The organism is Pseudolabrys sp. (genome assembly GCF_035943735.1).
Lineage (GTDB): Bacteria > Pseudomonadota > Alphaproteobacteria > Rhizobiales > Xanthobacteraceae > Pseudolabrys.
In genome coordinates this window covers 50,324-68,069 of sequence record NZ_DASZBV010000017.1, presented here as the reverse complement: position 1 = coordinate 68,069, position 17,746 = coordinate 50,324, and the positions used below count along the sequence as shown (strand labels likewise).

At 61.6% G+C, this 17,746-nt stretch carries 21 protein-coding genes and 2 pseudogenes; 2 read left to right on the top strand and 21 right to left on the bottom strand.

Features of this window, described 5'->3' with window-relative positions:
* Window positions 1–8: 8 nt before the first annotated feature.
* The 5 genes and pseudogenes from VGV41_RS11440 to VGV41_RS11420 form a co-directional block, all read right to left on the bottom strand.
* Complete coding sequence (locus VGV41_RS11440; RefSeq protein ID WP_326863960.1) at window positions 9–1,223, bottom strand: NAD(P)/FAD-dependent oxidoreductase; 1,215 nt, start codon at window positions 1,221–1,223, stop codon at window positions 9–11.
* A pseudogene (locus VGV41_RS11435) lies at window positions 1,223–1,879 on the bottom strand (ABC transporter ATP-binding protein); the annotation flags it as partial. The pseudogene VGV41_RS11435 and the gene VGV41_RS11440, both read right to left, overlap by 1 nt.
* Before the next feature lie 344 nt (window positions 1,880–2,223).
* Window positions 2,224–3,411, bottom strand: a complete 1,188-nt coding sequence (locus tag VGV41_RS11430; protein WP_326863959.1) for a CmpA/NrtA family ABC transporter substrate-binding protein — start codon at window positions 3,409–3,411, stop codon at window positions 2,224–2,226.
* Window positions 3,408–3,980, bottom strand: a complete 573-nt coding sequence (locus VGV41_RS11425) for an ANTAR domain-containing response regulator (protein WP_326864108.1) — start codon at window positions 3,978–3,980, stop codon at window positions 3,408–3,410. Before VGV41_RS11425 ends, VGV41_RS11430 begins: the two co-directional genes overlap by 4 nt.
* 180 nt (window positions 3,981–4,160) lie before the next feature.
* Complete coding sequence (locus VGV41_RS11420) at window positions 4,161–4,571, bottom strand: globin family protein (RefSeq protein WP_326864107.1); 411 nt, start codon at window positions 4,569–4,571, stop codon at window positions 4,161–4,163.
* Window positions 4,572–4,576: 5 nt separating this feature from the next.
* On the opposite strand from VGV41_RS11420, the pseudogene VGV41_RS11415 reads away from it, so the two are divergent.
* A pseudogene (locus VGV41_RS11415) lies at window positions 4,577–4,786 on the top strand (hypothetical protein); the annotation flags it as partial.
* Window positions 4,787–4,925: 139 nt separating this feature from the next.
* Here VGV41_RS11415 and VGV41_RS11410 read toward each other — a convergent pair.
* The 13 genes from VGV41_RS11410 to VGV41_RS11350 form a co-directional block, all read right to left on the bottom strand.
* Window positions 4,926–5,843 carry an SMP-30/gluconolactonase/LRE family protein gene (locus VGV41_RS11410; protein WP_326863958.1) on the bottom strand — a complete coding sequence of 306 codons (918 nt, stop codon included), beginning with the start codon at window positions 5,841–5,843 and terminating at the stop codon, window positions 4,926–4,928.
* Between the two features lie 4 nt (window positions 5,844–5,847).
* Entirely contained in the window at window positions 5,848–6,663 is an 816-nt protein-coding gene (locus VGV41_RS11405) for a VOC family protein (RefSeq protein ID WP_326863957.1), read from the bottom strand.
* Entirely contained in the window at window positions 6,660–7,562 is a 903-nt protein-coding gene (locus tag VGV41_RS11400) for an SMP-30/gluconolactonase/LRE family protein (protein WP_326863956.1), read from the bottom strand. Before VGV41_RS11400 ends, VGV41_RS11405 begins: the two co-directional genes overlap by 4 nt.
* A 7-nt stretch (window positions 7,563–7,569) precedes the next feature.
* A complete protein-coding gene (locus VGV41_RS11395; protein ID WP_326863955.1) occupies window positions 7,570–8,016 on the bottom strand; it encodes a cupin domain-containing protein in 447 nt (148 codons plus the stop codon).
* Window positions 8,013–8,486: a DoxX family membrane protein gene (locus VGV41_RS11390; protein ID WP_326863954.1), complete on the bottom strand. Its 474-nt coding sequence runs from the start codon at window positions 8,484–8,486 to the stop codon at window positions 8,013–8,015. The genes VGV41_RS11395 and VGV41_RS11390 overlap by 4 nt, the downstream gene beginning before the upstream one ends.
* Complete coding sequence (locus VGV41_RS11385) at window positions 8,483–10,048, bottom strand: GMC family oxidoreductase (protein WP_326863953.1); 1,566 nt, start codon at window positions 10,046–10,048, stop codon at window positions 8,483–8,485. The genes VGV41_RS11390 and VGV41_RS11385 overlap by 4 nt, the downstream gene beginning before the upstream one ends.
* Window positions 10,049–10,404: 356 nt before the next feature.
* Window positions 10,405–10,632: a DUF6894 family protein gene (locus tag VGV41_RS11380; protein ID WP_326863952.1), complete on the bottom strand. Its 228-nt coding sequence runs from the start codon at window positions 10,630–10,632 to the stop codon at window positions 10,405–10,407.
* Window positions 10,633–10,643: 11 nt separating this feature from the next.
* Entirely contained in the window at window positions 10,644–10,814 is a 171-nt protein-coding gene (locus VGV41_RS11375; protein ID WP_326864106.1) for a DUF2934 domain-containing protein, read from the bottom strand.
* A 744-nt stretch (window positions 10,815–11,558) separates the two neighbouring features.
* A complete protein-coding gene (locus tag VGV41_RS11370; protein ID WP_326863951.1) occupies window positions 11,559–11,768 on the bottom strand; it encodes a hypothetical protein in 210 nt (69 codons plus the stop codon).
* 53 nt (window positions 11,769–11,821) lie between these two features.
* The gene (locus VGV41_RS11365) at window positions 11,822–12,649 is read right to left on the bottom strand and encodes a sensor histidine kinase (RefSeq protein WP_326863950.1); all 828 of its coding nucleotides are present in this window, start codon (window positions 12,647–12,649) and stop codon (window positions 11,822–11,824) included.
* Between the two features lie 704 nt (window positions 12,650–13,353).
* Window positions 13,354–13,626: a hypothetical protein gene (locus VGV41_RS11360; RefSeq protein ID WP_326863949.1), complete on the bottom strand. Its 273-nt coding sequence runs from the start codon at window positions 13,624–13,626 to the stop codon at window positions 13,354–13,356.
* A gap of 27 nt (window positions 13,627–13,653) precedes the next feature.
* The gene (locus VGV41_RS11355) at window positions 13,654–13,953 is read right to left on the bottom strand and encodes a DUF1488 domain-containing protein (RefSeq protein WP_326863948.1); all 300 of its coding nucleotides are present in this window, start codon (window positions 13,951–13,953) and stop codon (window positions 13,654–13,656) included.
* Entirely contained in the window at window positions 13,953–14,210 is a 258-nt protein-coding gene (locus VGV41_RS11350; RefSeq protein ID WP_326863947.1) for a hypothetical protein, read from the bottom strand. The genes VGV41_RS11355 and VGV41_RS11350 overlap by 1 nt, the downstream gene beginning before the upstream one ends.
* Window positions 14,211–14,454: 244 nt before the next feature.
* Here VGV41_RS11350 and VGV41_RS11345 point away from each other — a divergent pair, with 244 nt between their 5' ends.
* On the top strand, window positions 14,455–14,676 hold the full coding sequence (locus VGV41_RS11345) for a DUF3606 domain-containing protein (protein ID WP_326863946.1): 222 nt from the start codon (window positions 14,455–14,457) through the stop codon (window positions 14,674–14,676).
* A 372-nt stretch (window positions 14,677–15,048) separates the two neighbouring features.
* On the opposite strand, the gene VGV41_RS11340 is transcribed toward VGV41_RS11345, so the two are convergent.
* The 3 genes from VGV41_RS11340 to VGV41_RS11330 are packed head-to-tail and all read right to left on the bottom strand — an operon-like array spanning window position 15,049 to window position 17,652.
* Complete coding sequence (locus VGV41_RS11340; protein ID WP_326863945.1) at window positions 15,049–15,810, bottom strand: ABC transporter permease; 762 nt, start codon at window positions 15,808–15,810, stop codon at window positions 15,049–15,051.
* Window positions 15,807–16,613, bottom strand: coding sequence for an ABC transporter ATP-binding protein (locus VGV41_RS11335; RefSeq protein ID WP_326863944.1), 807 nt, complete (start codon window positions 16,611–16,613; stop codon window positions 15,807–15,809). The genes VGV41_RS11340 and VGV41_RS11335 overlap by 4 nt, the downstream gene beginning before the upstream one ends.
* Before the next feature lie 13 nt (window positions 16,614–16,626).
* Window positions 16,627–17,652: an ABC transporter substrate-binding protein gene (locus tag VGV41_RS11330; protein WP_326863943.1), complete on the bottom strand. Its 1,026-nt coding sequence runs from the start codon at window positions 17,650–17,652 to the stop codon at window positions 16,627–16,629.
* Window positions 17,653–17,746 lie beyond the last annotated feature (94 nt).

Genomic DNA, 17,746 nt, shown 5'->3' with positions numbered 1-17,746 from the left:
CGCGCGCCTCACGCCGCCCGGCGTTGTACCGGCGGTGGGCCGAACGCCAGATCGTCACGAAACGCGGCCACTGCCGCCCCGGAGCGGATGAGGTCGAGATACCAGAGGCCGTCGGAAGTATCGCCGAACAACACGGCGCCTGTCAGCCGGCCGTCGCGCAGCACCAGCTTCTTGTAGAGGCCGAGACCGGGATCGGAGAAGACGATCGCTTCGCTGCCCGCGCCGCCGAGAAAGTCGCCGGCAGAATAGACGCTGACGCCCGCGACCTTGAGATTGGCGGCAATGGCGCTGCCCTGGTAGGCGGCAGGAGCGCCGGCGAGATGTTCGGCGAGCACGCGCGCCTGTTCGTAGGCCGGCTCGACCAACCCGTAGCAGACGCCACGGTGCTCGGCGCATTCGCCGATGGCAAAGATACCGGGACGGCTGGTCTGTAGATGATCGTCGACCACAATGCCGCGGTTGATGTCGAGATCGGCGGTGCGAGCGAGGTCGACGCTCGGACGGATGCCGGCCGCGACCACCACCAGATCGGCGGCGAGATTGCGTCCGTCTTCCAGCGTGACTGCTTCGACGCGGCCGCGGCCGCGAATGGCGGTCGTCTGGGCGTTCAGATGCACGGCGATGCCGCGGCCCTCGACCTCGTGCTTGAGCATGGCCGCGGCGCGCGCATCGAGCTGGCGTTCCATCAGCCGGTCCATCAGGTGAACGACGCTGACATTGGCGCCCGCTATGGCGAGGCCGTAGGCGGCCTCGAGGCCGAGCAGGCCGCCGCCGATCACCACGACGTTCCTGTGTCTGGCGACGGCCGCCTCCATCGCGGTGACGTCGGCGAGATCGCGGAAGGTCATCACGCCAGCCAGTCCCATGCCGGGCGCGTCGAGGCGGATCGGCTGCGAGCCGGTCGCGAGCACGAGCCGCGTGTAAGGCAGGGTTGCGCCGCCGTCGAGCCGCAGGCGCCGCAGCGACGGATCGATGCTCACCGCCTGCCGTCCATAGAGCAGCGTGACGCCACGCGTCCGCCACCAGTCGGCGCTGCGCAACTCGATCTCGGCCGGCGCCACCTCCTTGGCCAGCACCGACGACAGCAGCACGCGGTTGTAGGCGAGCCTCGGCTCCGCGCCGACGACGGCGATGGCGTAGCGGCCAAGGGCACGGCGGCTGAGTTCATCGACGAGCCGCGCCGTCGCCATGCCGTTGCCAACGATGACCAGTGGCTCGCTCATCACGCGGCCGCCGGCTGTTTGGGCGCGGCGGACGTGTTGCCATGCTCGTACTCGGCCAGGAAGTCGAGCAGCTCGCGGCGATAATCGTAATAGCGGGGATGATCGAGCAGTTCGCGCCGCGTGCGCGGCCGCGGGATATCGACGGCCATCACGCAGCCGATGCGCGCCTTGGGGCCGTTCGTCATCATCACCACGCGATCGGAGAGCAGAATGGCCTCGTCGACGTCGTGGGTGACGCAGATCGCCGTCATCTTGGTGCGTGACCACACGTCCATCAACACCTCCTGGAGCTCCCAGCGGGTTAGCGTGTCGAGCATGCCGAAGGGCTCGTCGAGCAACAGCAGTTTCGGCGAGAGCGCGAAGGCGCGCGCTATGCCGACGCGCTGCTTCATGCCGTTGGACAGTTCGGAGGCGCGCTTGTCCATCGCGTCGGCGAGGCCCACGCGCGACAGATAATATGAGACGATATCCGCGCGCTCGGCGCGGCTCGCCTTCGGATAGACGCGGTCGACCCCGAGTGCGATGTTCTCGCGCACGCTCATCCACGGCAGTAGCGAAGGGTTCTGGAACACGACGGCACGATCCGGGCCGGCGCTCGTCACCTCCTTGTTGTCGAGCACGATGCCGCCGGAGGTGAGCTCGTTGAGGCCGGCCCTGAGCAGATTGCGGCGGCTGATGCCGTTGCGGCCACGCCTGTCGCTGTTCGCCATCGATGATCGCCTCGCCGTTCGCACCAATAAAAAAGCCGCAGCCCTGCGAACCGCATGCGCGGTGTCAGGACAGCGGCGTTGCTGATGGCCCATCGTTGGACCCGGCGACCCAAGCGGGGCGCCGTTCAACCGGTACAATACAAGTGTCGTGCCAGACGGCACGGCTTCGGAAAGACATCAACTTTTTCAGAGGGTTGGCGGCATACGGCGATGATTTCCGGAGCGGTCCGCGCCGGTACCGCTGCGTGAAGCTCAGGCGGCGAATGCAGAAAGTTTGTGCAACGCGGCAGTCAGCGCACCACCGACAGACGCGGGCGCGCCGCCGGGCGCTTCGGCCATGCCGCGAGGTGGCCGCAAACGTCTGCAGGGCCGAACGCCGGCCCGGAGAAGCAGCCTATGCCGTCGGGCGGCAGGTTGCCGGCGGGCGAGGCCTGCAGTCCCAGCGCCGCATCGTACAGGTCCGGCCGGAACACGGCGCGCGCATCGTTCAGCAACGCGTCGCTGTATGGCGTTTGCCGCCAGCGCACCATCTGCGCGTAGATCCAGGCCGCCTGCACGGTGTCGGGCCGGCCGGCGCCGTCGCGGCCGATTATCAGGTAGCGGTCACTGCTCCGCGTCGATCCATCGACGGCAATTTGCAGGTCCCCGGCGAGCGTGCGCGCGATGATGCCGTCCGCGACGTCCAGCCGCGCCGCCACCATGCGCGCAACGTCGGCACGGTTGCCGGCGTCCTCGACGAAAGCAGCCGCGCGGGCCAGCCCGCGCAGCAGCGCATCGAGCGTGTCGCGATTTTTGTCAGCCCAGCGCTCGCGCACGGCCAGCACCTTCTCCGACGCGCGCGCCATGATGGCGCATCCGAAAAGCAGGATGCGGCCGATGCCCTGCCCGACCGCCACCGAATTCCACGGCGCGCCGACACAGTAGCCGTCGATCTGCCCGCTTTGCAGGCTCTCGACCATGTATGGCGGCGGCAAGACCACCAGGCTGACGTCTTCGTCGGGATCGATGCCGCCGACCGCCATCCAGAAACGAGTCTGGTAATTGTGGTTCGAGAACGGAAAGGTGATGCCGAAGGTAAGCTGGTCCTCGCCGGCGGTCTTGCGCTCGGCGGCGATGCGGGCAAGCGCGCGCGCCGACACTCCCGGATCGGTGATGTCGCCATCGGCATGCGCCAGGATGGCGGCATAAAGCGGCTCGGAAACAGTGATCGCGTTGCCGTTCAGGCCGAGATTGAACGGCGCGATGAGCGGCACCCGCAGGTGGCCGATGCCGAGGCTGGAGGCGATAGCCATCGGCGAGAGCATATGCGCCGCATCGAACAGGCCGATGTTGAGCTTGTCGCGCACGTTCGACCACGACACCTCGCGGACGAGCGACACGTCGAGGCCTTCCGCGGCGGTGAAGCCGCATTCCACGGCGACGATCAGGGCAGCCGCGTCGACGAGCGGGATAAAGCCGATGCGCAATCGCGTGCTCATTTGAGCAATTCCGCCGCCGTGACCACCGACTGGGCGATGTCGACGATCTTCTTGTTCTCGTTCATGGCCGTCTTGCGTAGCAGCGCGTAGGCGCCCTCCTCGCTCAGGCCTTTCGCCTTCATCAACAGACCCTTGGCGCGGTCGATGACCTTGCGCTCTGCCAACGCATCCTTCGCGCTTTCGAGCTCGGCCTGAAGCCGCGAGAAGGCATTGAAGCGCGAGATGCAGAGATCGAGGATGCTGGTGACGCGCTCCTTCTTCAGGTCACCGACGATATAGGCGGAGACGCCGGCGTCGACCGCCGCCTGAATGGAGGCGCGGTCGCTGTGGTCGACGAACATCGCCACGGGCCGGCGCACCGCACGGCTCATCTGGAACATCTGCTCCAGCGTGTCGCGGTTGGGGTTCTCCAGATCGATGAGGATCACGTCCGGATCGATGGTGTAGATGCGGTCGAGCAGATTGCGCGTCTCCGCTAGCCGCTCCACCAGAAGGAATCCGGCCTCGCGCAACCCGTCGGCCAGAATGGCGGCACGGATCGGGCTTTCGTCGACGATGAGGATTTTCAACGACGCGTCGCGCGCACCGTCTGCCGACGGTGCACGCGCGGTCGCTGCATCCTTATGAAATTCAGCCACGGCTCCTGGTCCTGCTGGCCTTCCCCCGTCCTTGCCAAGCAAGTCCCGTTCCACGCGACCGGCGCGGAATTTGCGGCCCTTCAATGGGTTAGAAGATACCATCGACCTGGCTCAGGCGGCCGCGGTCGCGTCCTGCATGACGCCCGCGAGCAGGAGATAGGCGCTGGTCCAGGCGTCCTTGACCGGCGGCGTGAAGGCCGGTCCGAGCCCCTGCTCCAGCGTCCACAAAAGCGCTGCACCGACCGGTTCGTAGTGCTCCAGTTTGACGCCGTAGGCGGCGTGCCGCTTGCCACGGTCGGCCACGGCGGGCGCGATGATTTCGACCTGATGCAGGTTGGTGACGGCGGTCGCGAGCATGGCGACGAGCTTCTTCTTTTGCTCCTTCAGGTCGTCCGGGAACAGTGGCCGGACGTCCGGCGCGATTTCGAACAGACGGTCGTAGAAGACGTCGGCGGCGGTCGCTGCGATCAGCACCACCTTCCTGAAGCTGTCCTGAACGAGCGCGATCTGGTCGGGGCTCATCTCGGCTGCTGCGTCATTGGCCGCGGCATCGACACGCGCGCCGACGCGCCCGCGTCCGCCACGCACGAGGTATTGCCGTCGCTCCGGGCGCGATCCGCAAACCCATCAATACCGATGCTTGGGCCACGACTGACGCCTATCGCGACCTGATGACCTTGGTGCCCTACAAGCGCATCGGCGAGCCCGATGACGTTGCGCGAGCTGCGGCTTGGCTGGTGTCCGATGCCGCCGATTATGTGACCGGCGCCACCCTTTTTGTTGACGGCGGCATGACATTGTATCCGGGATTCGCCACTGGCGGATGGGCATTCGCGCCACCGGCGGTCGACGCACCACGTCAACTTAGCTTCGAACTTAATCAATGCGCCGTTTCGCAACACGCGCCATTTTTGCGACAGCGCCCGTATTGCACGATCGTGCTATTCCCTTCACGCCGGGGCGAAACCGCAGCAAAGCCCCGGCGAGAGGTTCCTCGGCAATATCGATCCCCTCAGCAGCGCTCGTCACATACATCTCGTCGAGATCCTCTCCACCGAATGCGCACATCGTCGGCTTGCTCACGGGCAGTTTGATCTCGCGATCTACGTTGCCATCTGGTGTGTAGCGCCGAAGACGGCCGGCCCCGTGGAGCGCGCACCAATAGCAACCTTCACGATCAATGGCCGCCCCGTCCGGCAGTCCGATACCGGTCGGGATTTGCGCAAAGTCCTTGCGGCCGCCGAGGCCGCCCAATGCGGAATCAAAGTCGAATCTGTAGATGATGCCTTCCCGACTGTGCGACAGGAAGAACTGCTTCCCGTCTTCGCTTATCGCCATGCCGTTGTGCAATTCTGCAATATCGTCTTCGCACCTGAGGCCGCCCTGGAAGGTAAAGCTGTGCAGGTGCCCTTTCTGGTGCGCGGGAGCGGGCGCGACGGGGTCGAACATGACACCCACCCAAAAGCGTCCGGTGCGATCGCAAATTCCCTCGTTGAAGCGAAACAGCCTCGGGTCGAAAGGCGGCGGCGCGAGTAAATCGAGTTCTCCGGAAGACAAGTCAAGATGGTAGATTCCGTGACGCAGCGCAACGATTGCGGAGTCATCTTCACAAAACGCAAAAGCGCCGACATCGCTCGTCAGCGGCCAAGTCCGAAGGGCCTCGCTTTCTGGAATATATTGATGCAGTGCAGGCTTCTTAATATCAATCCAGTAGAGCGCTCGCTCGGACGCCGACCAGGTCGGCGACTCTCCTATCGTGGCATGTGCGGCAACCGCGACTTCCACATCGATCATTGGGTCAACTCCGTTTTCTGAGCACGTGGAGATGCCCGTCGGGGTCACATAAGAGGGCGTCCCGATCGGACGCCCAGACCGTACGCGTCCCGGCGACGTCATTCGCCCTTACCGGGCCGGCCGACAGGCCGAGCGGAACCCGGTAGGCGAGTAGCTCAAGATGCGGGGGGGCCTGAGGCGGCAGCATCGGCACGACCTGAACGATCGGCTTCGGCAGCCCGTCAAGAGCCGCTTGAGCTTCGCCCTGGTTTAGCGTTGTGCTGCGCACCGACAGGCCGAGCGCCACATAGAAACGTTCGCTCGCGGCAGCATCGGACACGCTGATCGCGGAATGGTCGATTCCGAGCATGCCATCGCCTTGCCACTTCATTTGGGTCGCGGCGGGAAATTGCAATAGCTCAAGCGGGTGGCCCTCAGGATCGCGAAATTTGCAGGCTGTCACTCCGCCTGCCGACTCGGGCAATGTGACCGGGCCGTGCTTCGAGATTGCCGTCGCCCCACTCTTTAGCGCGCGCTCCCAGGCAGCAGCAGCATCAGAAGTGACAAGCGCGAAGTGCTGAAAGCAGAGATCGGCAGCGCTCGCGTCTGCCGGGTATTCGCGGCCACGTTCGTCGAAGCAATCCAACGCGACGCACGCCTTCCCAAGCCGCAGTGGCAGGCGCGTCCCGCCGCCGGTCAGTCCTAAGAGCGCGGTCTCGTGCGAGGGAATGCGCTCCGACGGACCCGCCGTGAACCCCAAGTCCTCATAGAAGTGTCCAAGTCGCTCCAAACTCTGCGTTGTGAGCCCAAACGAGATGATGCCGGAAACACGGGCGCTCACGGCCTTATGCAACCTCTGACGTTCGTGTAGATCGCCAGCAGTTGCTGCGAAGCACAGATAAACAGCCGCGAGCGGTTGCGTCCCCCAAAAGCGACGTTCGAGACGACACAGCCGGTCAAGATCTTACCGAGCAATTCTCCCTGCGGGCTGATGCAATGCACCCCATCTCCTGCGCTGGACCAAATATTGCCATCCTCATCCAGACGAAACCCGTCCGCAAAGCCGGGGTGGACCTTGTAGAAACGATCGCCGCCGGAGAGCCGGCCGTCAGCAGAGACGTTGAACCGGCGGATGTACTGGCTTGCCGCTGGATCGAACTGGCGGCCGGTCTCCGCGACGTAAAGCAGTCTTTCGTCGGGGGAAAACGCCAATCCATTCGGCCCATTGAAATCATCTGCCACAACCGATAGGGCGCCGGTCACGCCGTCCAGGCGATAAAGCGAAGGCGGCAACTCCGAAGCCTGCTTTCCGCCTTCGTAGTCGGTGTTGATGCCGTAGGGCGGATCACTGAACCATATCGAGCCGTCCGATTTGCAAACGATGTCATTGGGTGAATTGAGGCGTTTGCCGCGATAATGGCTCGCCAGCACCGTCAATGTGCCGTCAAGTTCGAGCCGGGTGATGCAACGATTCTGGTGTGAACAGCCGATCAAACGCCCTTCCCTGTCCCGCGCGTGACCGTTCGCGAAGCCCGAAGGGCGCCGGAAGACTGACACGCCGCCATCCTGCGTCCACCGCAGAACCCTGTCGTTCGGGATGTCGCTGACGTAGAGGCAATCATGATCGGCAAACCACACGGGCCCTTCCAACCAGCGGAAGCCCTCCCCCAGGAGCTCAATCGGTGCGTTCATCAGCACCATGGCGCGGAACGGGTCGAGGCTGATTTCGAAACTGTTCATGGAAGGTCTATTTGATACGACAAGGATCGCGCGACGGCGAAACGTGCAACTGGACCGTCATCAACACGGCCGGTTCGTCGCCGATGGTACCGGAGCGGTGGCCTTTTTTTCCCTTCTTTTCCACGCAGTTCTGATCTTCGCCGAACGAGAATTCGCCCGGCCCTTGCTCGATGCGCGTCCCGTCCATGCTCTCGATGAACCAACGTCCGGAAAGCACAACGATCCACTGTGGGGCCGGGTTCTCGTGCCATTCGCCGATCCAGCCGACCGGCTGAACTGTGAACACCACTGTAGAGGAATGGCTGCGCTGCTCGTTATTCCACTGCGGGTCCGCAGGTCCGATTTGCTTCATATCGAAGTTTGTAAGATGGCATTGCGTCTGGTGGCTTACGCCATCTGCATCCACCCACAAGTGCCAATATGCAATCGATGGCTTGGATCCGATATCGCTCATGGATGATGCCCCGCTAATGCATAGGGGTGGCTCGATTCGAATGGATGCGCGAGGAAGGGCTTCAGTCCGGCGCCAGTGGTGCCGATGACAAGCAAAAGAAAGCCGGCTCCCAGCGACAGGTTCTTGAGAAAATCCCAGAACAGGTTGCGGGCCTTGCTGTCGCCCCGCGCCCAGAAATCTCCGGGAGCCCAGAACCGCTTGTAGAGCACCGCAGTGGCCGCGCAATACCCCGCAATCAGAAGCGCGCAAAAGCGATCGGCGACGCCGGTGACCACGCCGAGAGACGCCAAGACCTCGATAGAAAGCCCACACATCAAAACAATGGTCGCGATGGCGCGAGGCTTAAAGACCTCTTGGGCCTGGGTAACGGCTCCTTGGAAGTTCAAAACCTTGTCGAGGGCGCTGAACGGCAGAAACAGCATGACAAGCCCGTATCGAACGACAAGAGTGACGACGCCGGCGACGGTCATTTCAATCGCTCCGCAATGCAGTCGGCGACACGCAACGCGTTGGCTATAATCGTCAATGTCGGGTTAACCGCCGCGATGGAGGGGAAAAAGCTCGCATCGGCCAGGTAGAGATTATCCAAATCGTGCGCCTTGCAGTCGAGATCGAGAACTGAACTGGCGGGGTCTACTCCGAAACGCGCCGTTCCGGCCTGATGCGCGGTCCCCCCGAGTGGAATATCTTTGCCGAGGTACAAGCTACGGTTCAGAAAGATCGCATTATGACCACATCGGTCCAATACCTGCTTCAGTTTGCGCTTGAGATGCGCCAGCGCCTCCGTGTTTGTTTCGATCAAATCGAGATGCACTTTCCCGTCTCTGTAATAGACGCGATTGTCGGGATGCGGAAGATCTTCGGCCTGCAGCCAGAAGTCCATGGAATGCCTGGCAATCTCCTCAAACGGCATTTCGGGTAGCCAGTGCAGCCATTCCGGCAGGGCCTCGCCGCGGACCTGATCGGAATGACTCGTCGCACACATCTGCACAAGCCCGAGCGGATACTCCCAATCATCGGACCCGAAATAGTAATCGCTAAAGGCCATTGTCTTTTGAAACACGGTTTCGTTCGCCTCAGGCATCACCGCCATGAGCACGCTCATGTTGTGCCGCATGTAGTTGCGTCCGAGTTGTCCTGACTGGTTTGCGAGGCCATGCGGATGTGTATCGCATGCCGATCGCAGTAGCAGCAGCGCGGATGAGAGCGCGCCGCAGGCCACAACAACAATGTCGGCGGAATAGACCTCCTCGCGGCCCCCTCGCGTTACGTGAACGCCTTTAACCGCTCGTCCGGTCGAATCCGTTCCAAGCTTCGAAACGTAGGCGCCGGTAAGAAGTGTCACGTTCGGATGCTTGGCAAGCATCGGATCGACACAAATGACCTGCGCATCAGCCTTGCCGTTCAACGGGCAGGGAAACCCGTCGTAAAAGCTGCAACGAATGCAGGGGCTCGTTGGGGTGGCCAGGCCGTCCTTTTCATCGAGGAGGATGCCGAGGGGGATATGAAACGGGCGAAGACCGATGCCACGGAGGTTATGAACGAGCTCCGCAACTTTCGGCTCGTGGCTTACGGCGGGAAACGGGTACGGTCCGCTCGTCCACGGCTCGAGAGGATCTTCACCGCGCTCGCCGTGCACGTGAAACAGTCGTTCCGCTTGCGTATAATAAGGTTCGAAGACGTCGTACCCGACGGGCCAAGCAGGCGATAGGCCGCCCGAATGAGCGACCTCGCCGAAGTCGCGCTCGCGAAGGCGAAAAAGCGCTCCCCCATAAACTTTCGAATTGCCGCCAACATAATAGTGCAATGCGGGTCTAAACGTATCTCCGGTCGAGTTTGTCCAGGTCTCCTCGGCCTGATAGGCCGCATCGACGAAAACGGTCTGCGAATTCCAATTTCGCTCGCTGCGCGGCAGGTAGCCCCCTCTTTCCAGGAGCAAAATACGCTTGCCGGATGGAGCCAGCCGATGCGCCAGCGAGGCACCACCGGGTCCGGTACCAATGACAATGACGTCGAAATGATCCGAGCCCAACCGTAGACCTCTGCGCTAAATGCCGAGACTGGTGTTCGACCAATTTGGCCGGCACGCTTCGCCCCAGTGGGGAACGACCGGGCAACCTCGCAGTTCCGCGCCGGTAGTAACCTAGCGCCCCCGTGCGGCCATTATTCGCCCGAGGCATCCTGCTCCTGGGTCGGAAAAGCGCCATCGCAAGTGCACGCGCCGAGGAGCGGTGGCGGGTGCGCGCCCCTGGCGGGGCACAAGCTTGCTGGTCACGGCTAAGCGGCTCCGCCCGTGGCATGCACGAACCGCAGATTTGCCAGCGAGACGAAGGCATTCCCCAACCGACCCGGTACTACGGTAGGCTGACCGCCAGGCTTTTTAACTGGTCATTGGAGTAGCTGTTGGGTCGGCTGAATAGTGAACTCGCCGATCGTCGTGCCCGCTTCTTCCACCACCGTAAGGGTACAGCCGAGGAGTTCGGCGTTCTCGCGGGACAACTCCACCACTAGCCTCTCCGCTCGCCTGAGTGCCGCTTCATCGCTCGGATAGGCCTCGCCTTCCGTATCCTCGTAGATGGTATCGTCATTAGTAACTTCGAAGCGGTAGCGCGGCATATGTTGCCGCCTCAGGACTGCTTAAGCTCGTGGTGCCCCTCGGTCATCGCGAACTCCTCTTCCACTTCGCGTTTTGCTCGGTCCCAGTGCTCGAGGTCCTTCCCTTCAGGCCGACCCTCATCCACCCAAATGCGGTAGGCACGCTCACGTACCAGCCGATCGCGTTCAGGCGGTTCTGTCATCATGGCGATGGTGCCAACGCGGGGCTGATTGCCGTACGAACGCGGCCGCTCCCGTTCGTGGTTTCATCCATGCGATCGACCTCCTGCTCCGCCTTCGCCCATTGGCCTTTGTCACGGCCTTCCGGACAGCCTTCAGACTGCATATCACCTGTGCCCGCTGGCGGATGCAGCCTTCTTTGGAGGCGTGGCCGTGCATGGCCGTTGCTCCGATGGAACGAACGGCCGGAAGCGGATGCCGGTTCCTCTCAGTGCTGAGACTGCGTCACCCGGTCCAACACTTCGCGGACCCGCTCCAGCACCTGCGCCGTCCGTCCTGCGTAGTAGCCACTGATGATGGTCTTATTTCCTTCACCTGCGGCTTCGCTGGATCGTGTCCCGCCTTACGCAGTAAGCCGTCCAGATCCGCCGTGGTTTCCTTCTCATCGAATAGCTGCAATGTCAGCCCTCCTGCTCCGCCGCCTGCCGCTAGCAGGCAGGCGGCGTTTGTCGCACGAGAACGTTAGAATGCTATGGACGATACGTCGATGGCTTCCTGCGGATAGCCGGACCCGCGGCAAACCATGTCCGTACGGCGGCGAAGCGCAGACCGTCAGAGTGACCGCACTTCGTTAGGCGGCGCCAATTCTCGCAGCGCCGCCATTGGCGCACCCATACAATGGGCTGAGCTTATTTGTGCGTATGGCATTGTGGCTTAGCGCCTCATCCCCGACACGGCGCTTTGCCGCTTAGTGAGGGGCCCGGTGATCAACCCGGTAGCAATCGATTCGTCCCGTGCGCCTTTGCCTCGAACGTCGCGTGCGTCACGGATACGACAGTACCGTGCATGCCGCTCACAATATCGACCACGGCGTCGAGTTGTCGCGTCAGCGCCTGAACGAGATTCGTGCCAAGACCGGACTTGGCGTTGCTACCGACCACATCGGGCTTTCCGAGCCCGTTATCGGAAACCGCCAATTTCCATCCGCGTCCCCCGACTCTGTAAGAGACAATAATCTCGGCGCCGCGCTTCATAGCGGGAAAGCATGTTTCAGCGCATTCATTACCAATTCGGTGACTATTAGTCCGACGTTGACAGCGTCGTGCGAGGTCATCGCACCTGCGTCGGCTTCGACCGTGAGCGAGATAGGCCGACTGTCACCGATCATCGATTGAGCCAACGTTTCGCAAAGCTTGACCAGGTAGCCGGACACTTCGATCGGCTTACCACCACCGGAGACATGCAGATGCTTCTGAACCGCAGCAATCGACAAGACACGCCGATGCGCATCTTCTAACTGCAGCCGCGTTTCCTCCGATTGAACGGCTCTCGCCTTGAGAATAAGGATACTGGCGACGATTTGCAGGCTATTGGCAACGCGGTGTTGAATCTCCTCCAACAGCATGTCCTTTTCACGCATCAAATCCTGTACTTGCCGCTCGACCGCACGCCGATCGGTAACGTCTTCGAATGCCAGGAGCACCGAGCTGTGGGCACCCGCCTCATAGAAGACCTTACGGGCATTGAGCAGCATGATACGATGACCGATGGTCGGGAATTCGAGCTCGACCTCGTAGCCCTCGATGGCTGATTGACCGTTCGAGATCGCCTCCAACAATTCGCGGAGCTCCGGGATATTCCATTGCCCGCCGTCGATCTCATACAGCAGGTGGCCGCGGACATCCTCACGCACGAGCCGAAAGGTCTGGCAGAAGGAACGCCCGGCAGCGATGACGCGAAGATCGTGGTCGAGCACCAAAAGCGGGTCGCGCATGGTATCGACAACGGCCTGCGCCAGCACTAGGCCATCGTTGAGATCTACATATGGCGCCTCCTTCGATAGCGTCACGGTTGACATGTCGACCTTTCGCTCGGCCTGCGAGACGAGCCCGAACCTGCGCCATTGTCTTTAAGCGGCGCGAACGCCTGAGCGACCGATCAGCTTGCGCCTTAATTCCTTGGAAGTCGACTGATGAGTGTTAAGTAACAAATTGCCCGCTATTCGCGGGCGCGCAGGCTCGCAATCCGGCACGATCGCATCCATATATAATGCCACATGGAGGCATACGCTCTGCATACCACCGAAAGCCAAAGACGACGGAAGCTATGGTGGCCGGTAGCGCCCACTCATAAACACGAAAGTATCAGCCTGATGACTCATCACTTCTGTGTAGGCCAGCTCGTTGAGCTTGAGCCGAAGGTGCTTCGTCCCTGTGCGCCAGGGCCGTACGAAATCCGCTACCTTGTCCCGATCTCGGAGCGAGAGCCGGGCGATCCGTCCTATCGCATCAAGAGTCCCTCGGAAAAACATGAGCGCGTAGTTACTGAAAGCGATCTCGTATCATCGTCCGGGAAACGGGCCAGACCCTGACAGTTGCTTCCGTGAGCTGCGCCTTCCGGATCAGGGCGGCGGTAGTCTTTTTAGATTATGATTGAATATTTCATTTCGTGCGGATTCGTCGGCGCCGATGACGTTTAGGGACGTCGCACGCCTTTGCAATTTAAATCCGCCAGGATTGCGTTCGACCGTCAATTCGCAAGGCGCAGCGAGGATTATACTTGTCAGTCGCTACCTGGCTTGGCCGCGATTTCGGTCAATTCCACCGTCGCGTAGCTGCGCTCCACTGCATCGAAGATCGCGATCCGGATAACCGGGTATCTCTGTTTGAGCTTCGTGCCCGCAGCCATCGCGGCGTCGGAGGTTTCGAACTGCGTTTTGAATTTTCCGTCCACCACGAGAGCGAAGCCGTCGATGGGCCTGGCGTTGGCGGACAGCTTGCGGGCTTTCCCCGTCTCGGCGTCTTTTGGCTCGTCATCATGTTTGTGTTTTTGCATCTGAAATCCTGTTTGTTCTGTCGCAAATTAGAAGTCGCCCGCGACAAGGTCGTAGACGCTCCTGCGTCCTCGCGCATAGACCCTGGCCGCAGCCTGGTAGATTCGCGCACGATTGCCGTCGAATGCCCGCAGGATGCTCGCTTCGTCTGCTTGCAGTTCAGGCTCGATTCGCCGCAACGCCTCAGACGTTACGAAGAACGAATTCTCCATCGAGCGGTCGTAACCCCAGAACCGGACGGCGCGGAGAGACGCGTCATAGCTGCGGCTTTGGTTCGGAAATGTCACCCGAGCATGAGTCGCATTCGCCAGCCGCTGCCAGGGCCACATTATTGTTGCCCTTGTTCTGCTGGTTGCGCGGGCTCGCCGGCTGGGCAAGCGCTGGAGCACGTCGCCGCTCCGTGGGCCTCGATCTTCGGCTCCGACGCCTGCTGCGTGAGCTCCGATTGCAACGTCGACGCTTGGGGATGCACGGTCTGCCCGCGGTGTTCGTCGAGCCACCGCACGTTGTCGGCCAGCGTCCGGAGACTGCGCTCGCGTTGCGCGGCCTCCTTCGCATGAAGGATGTCGGTCTCGAGCGAGGTCATGGCAGCCCTTTCGGTTAGAGCGCCTCCCGCGTGCGTCGCGCTGCAGATGGGTGGATCGCCCTTATATGGCGATGCTTTACCCGCTTTGCGAGGGTAGCTGGCAAACACGGGCGATAAATAGCACCAACCATGACCCAGTATTTGCTCGACTTGCGCAACGATTCGGCTCAGGTTGTATCAATAAGCGCAAAAGCACACGCCTTTTCTCCCGACCCCGCCGGGCGCGACATCTTCAGGAGCCGCGATGACCGCCAACCCCACCATCACGCCCAACGACGCTCGTCTGCTTGGCCCGATCGACCGCACCCGAATTGACGTCGATGCGCCGGCCGAAATGCGCCATTGGGTTCGCGAATTGGGAAGGCCGGCCGCGCAACTCGGGGCGGCAGTGGAAGCGGTTGGACCGCTGGTTTCCGACGTGCGGGAACATCTGCAGCGGCGCGCATTATATGGCTTGGCGCGATGATTCGCACCAAGCGTCGCACGATGGCCTTCGGACGGCCCTTCACGCTCAAGTCCATCGGGCATCAACTGCCACCCGCGAATATGAACTCGTGACCGCGGCCGGGCCCATCCTCATCGAGTGGAAGCGCGAGCGGGAGGAACAGGCACGCAAGCGACAGGGAGAGGAGGAACGCCGGCAGGATCGGCGACGGGGGCCGAGATCACAGCCGGCCATGGCCAACCCAGCATCTTTTGACGCGGCGAATCATCGGATTATAGCCACATTCCCTATTCCCTAGATCAGGGAAAATGACTCACGGGAACAGGCAAGCCGGAGCCGATAACAGGGAGCTAATCATTCCCCCTCAAAGCTGATCGACCGATAAGCGCGGCACTAATGATGGCCCGCTTCAGCCCAAGGCATCAGCAGGCGCTCAGCCAAAACTACGCCGAGAAAGAGCGCGATACCGAGCGCGCTCAGCCAGACGAGCGCCGCCCAGGCCAGCGGTCCGTCCAGCTGCGAATTCGCTGACAAAAGCAGATTTCCTAGGCCGTTGATCGAGCCCACGAACTCTCCAATGACGGCACCAATTACAGCCAAAGTGACGGCCACCTTCGCTCCAGAAAAGATGAAGGGCATCGCCGCTGGAAACTGCACCTTCCAGAATGTCTGCCAACGGGATGCCCGCAGTGAGCGCGCCAGTTCTAGGAGCCCGGGCGGCGTCGCCTGCAGGCCAGTCGCCGTGTCAACTACAATGGGGAAGAATGCGACGAGGAATGCAATAGCTAGCTTCGATTGCATCCCCAGGCCGAACCAAACCAGAATAATCGGGGCGACGGCAACTTTCGGGACAGACTGAGTAGCGATCAGGATTGGATACATCGTGAGATTAAGAACCCGCGAGCTCACGACACAGACCGCCAACGGAATACCGATTACGATTGCGAGCGCAAAACCGTAAAGGCTCTCCAGCATCGTCGGCACGGTCTCGCGCACGAGCAAGTCTGACCGCTGCCAGGATGCATGCAGGATATCCATCGGGCTCGGCAAAACAATCTTGCTCACATGCGCGACGTCGACATACCCCTGCCAAAGGACAATGATCACCGCGAAACCGATAAGGGGATAAAGCAGCCGGTGCGCAGATCCGATCATCGCGTGATCCCCAAGGCACGGCCGGCGCGATGTTCAAGCTCGGTGAACTCGACAGAGTAGCGGATTTCCGCCGTGCGCGGATACGGCAACGATACGTCGATGTAGTCCGCGATCACTGCAGGACGCTTTGAGAAAACGACTATAACGTCGGAAAGATACGCAGCCTCAGCAATGCTGTGCGTCACGAACACGATCGTTGCGTTCGTCTTGGCGCGAATATTAAGCAGCAGATCCTGCATTTCCATGCGGGTCAGCTCGTCCAGCGCACCGAACGGTTCGTCCATCAACAACAGCTTCGGTTCATGGACGAGTGCACGACAGAGCGCAACCCGCTGCTGCATTCCGCCGGAGAGTTGCGCGGGATAATGGTCTTCGAAGCCTTCGAGCCCGACCAACTCCAGTAGGTCGCGAGCCCGCCGCGTCACTCGCGTTCCCGTGTCGCCCCGCAGTTCCATCGGGAACAGCACGTTCTTCAGCACGCTTCGCCACGGCATGAGGTTTGGCTGTTGGAATGCCATCCCGAAATCAGCGTGCGGCCCGTGAACATCCTCGCCGTTAATCTGGATAACGCCACTACTGGCGCGGATCAGGCCGCCGACGATCTTGAGGAAAGTCGTCTTGCCGCAGCCGCTAGGCCCCAACAGGCTCACGAGCGACCCTGCCCTAAGGTCGAACGAGATGTTCTCGATCGCCACCAAGTCCGCACGCGACGGCAGCCGATACTCCTGCCGGACGTCCTTGAAGTGACCGAATGCCGGCGCAACGTCGATCAGACGCCGCTCCGTTGGCTGAGTTTGCTGCATTACGTCCGAAACGTTAGGGCTTCACGGGCTTGGCGGGCAGGAAGCCCGTGGCGTAGAGATCGGTTGCCGCAGGCGCATTCGTGACGCCCACGTATTTCACCATGAAATCGAGACTCGACTTCATCTCGGCGGGATCGAACGAGCCGAGACCGTGCTTTTCGACATACGGCGTCACGGCAAGGTCTTTCACCACGGCGATTTCGGCAACGCTCTTGGCCGGATCGAGGCTGGGCACGAACTTCGCCTGGTCTTCCGCTGCTTTCTTTGGATCTTTCAGCGCAAATTGCCAGCCGCGCAGGCTTGCGCGCACGAAACGCCTAACGATCTCGGGATTTTTCGCCAGATAGTCGTCACTGGCGACGATGCCGTTTGAATAGAGGGTCAGTCCGTGGTCGGCGAGCAGGAAGGTGCGGAGCTCCGCGCCCTTTGCCTTCGCCGCCGCCTCCAGTCCCGGCTTCGCCATTACGAAGAACTCGATCGACGGCACCTGGCCCGAGAGCAGAGCACTCGCGCGCGCCGGCGGCGCGACGTTGGAAATTGTTAGCTTCTTCGGATCAAGGCCGTGCTGGGTCATGAACCCGGCAATGACCTTCGGCGTGAAACTGCCGGCGCCGCTACCGAGCGTCAGACCCTCAAGCTGCTTTATTTGCGTTACGTTCGCGCCGGTGTTCAGACTAAAGATTGCGTAAGGCGCTTTCTCGTAATTGACGGCGACCATTTTCACTTTTGCGCCGTTCGCACGGGCGAGCACCAGGCTCGGGACGTCGGTAAAACCTAGCTGCGCTGTGCCAGCCTCAATCGACTGAATTGTCTGCGCCGTACCTTGTGAGGGGATGATCGAGACATCGAGCCCCTCCTGCTTGAAGTAGCCCTCGGCGATCGCCGCATACCAGGGTGCATGGCGGCCCAATGGGATGAAATCGAGCGAAAACGTAATCTTGGTAAGCGGCTTGTCCTCCGCCGCGGCGCCCCGGGGCAGCGCCGAGATCAAAGTCAGGGCGGAGATCGCGGTCAGTACCAATCCGTTCAAACGTGCCATTGCCGTTCTCCCTCCAGCGTCGATGCCCCGCGGGCCGGCGATGCAAGACCCCCTGACCCACCCCATATCCTGCCACCCTCAATATCGAAGGGTC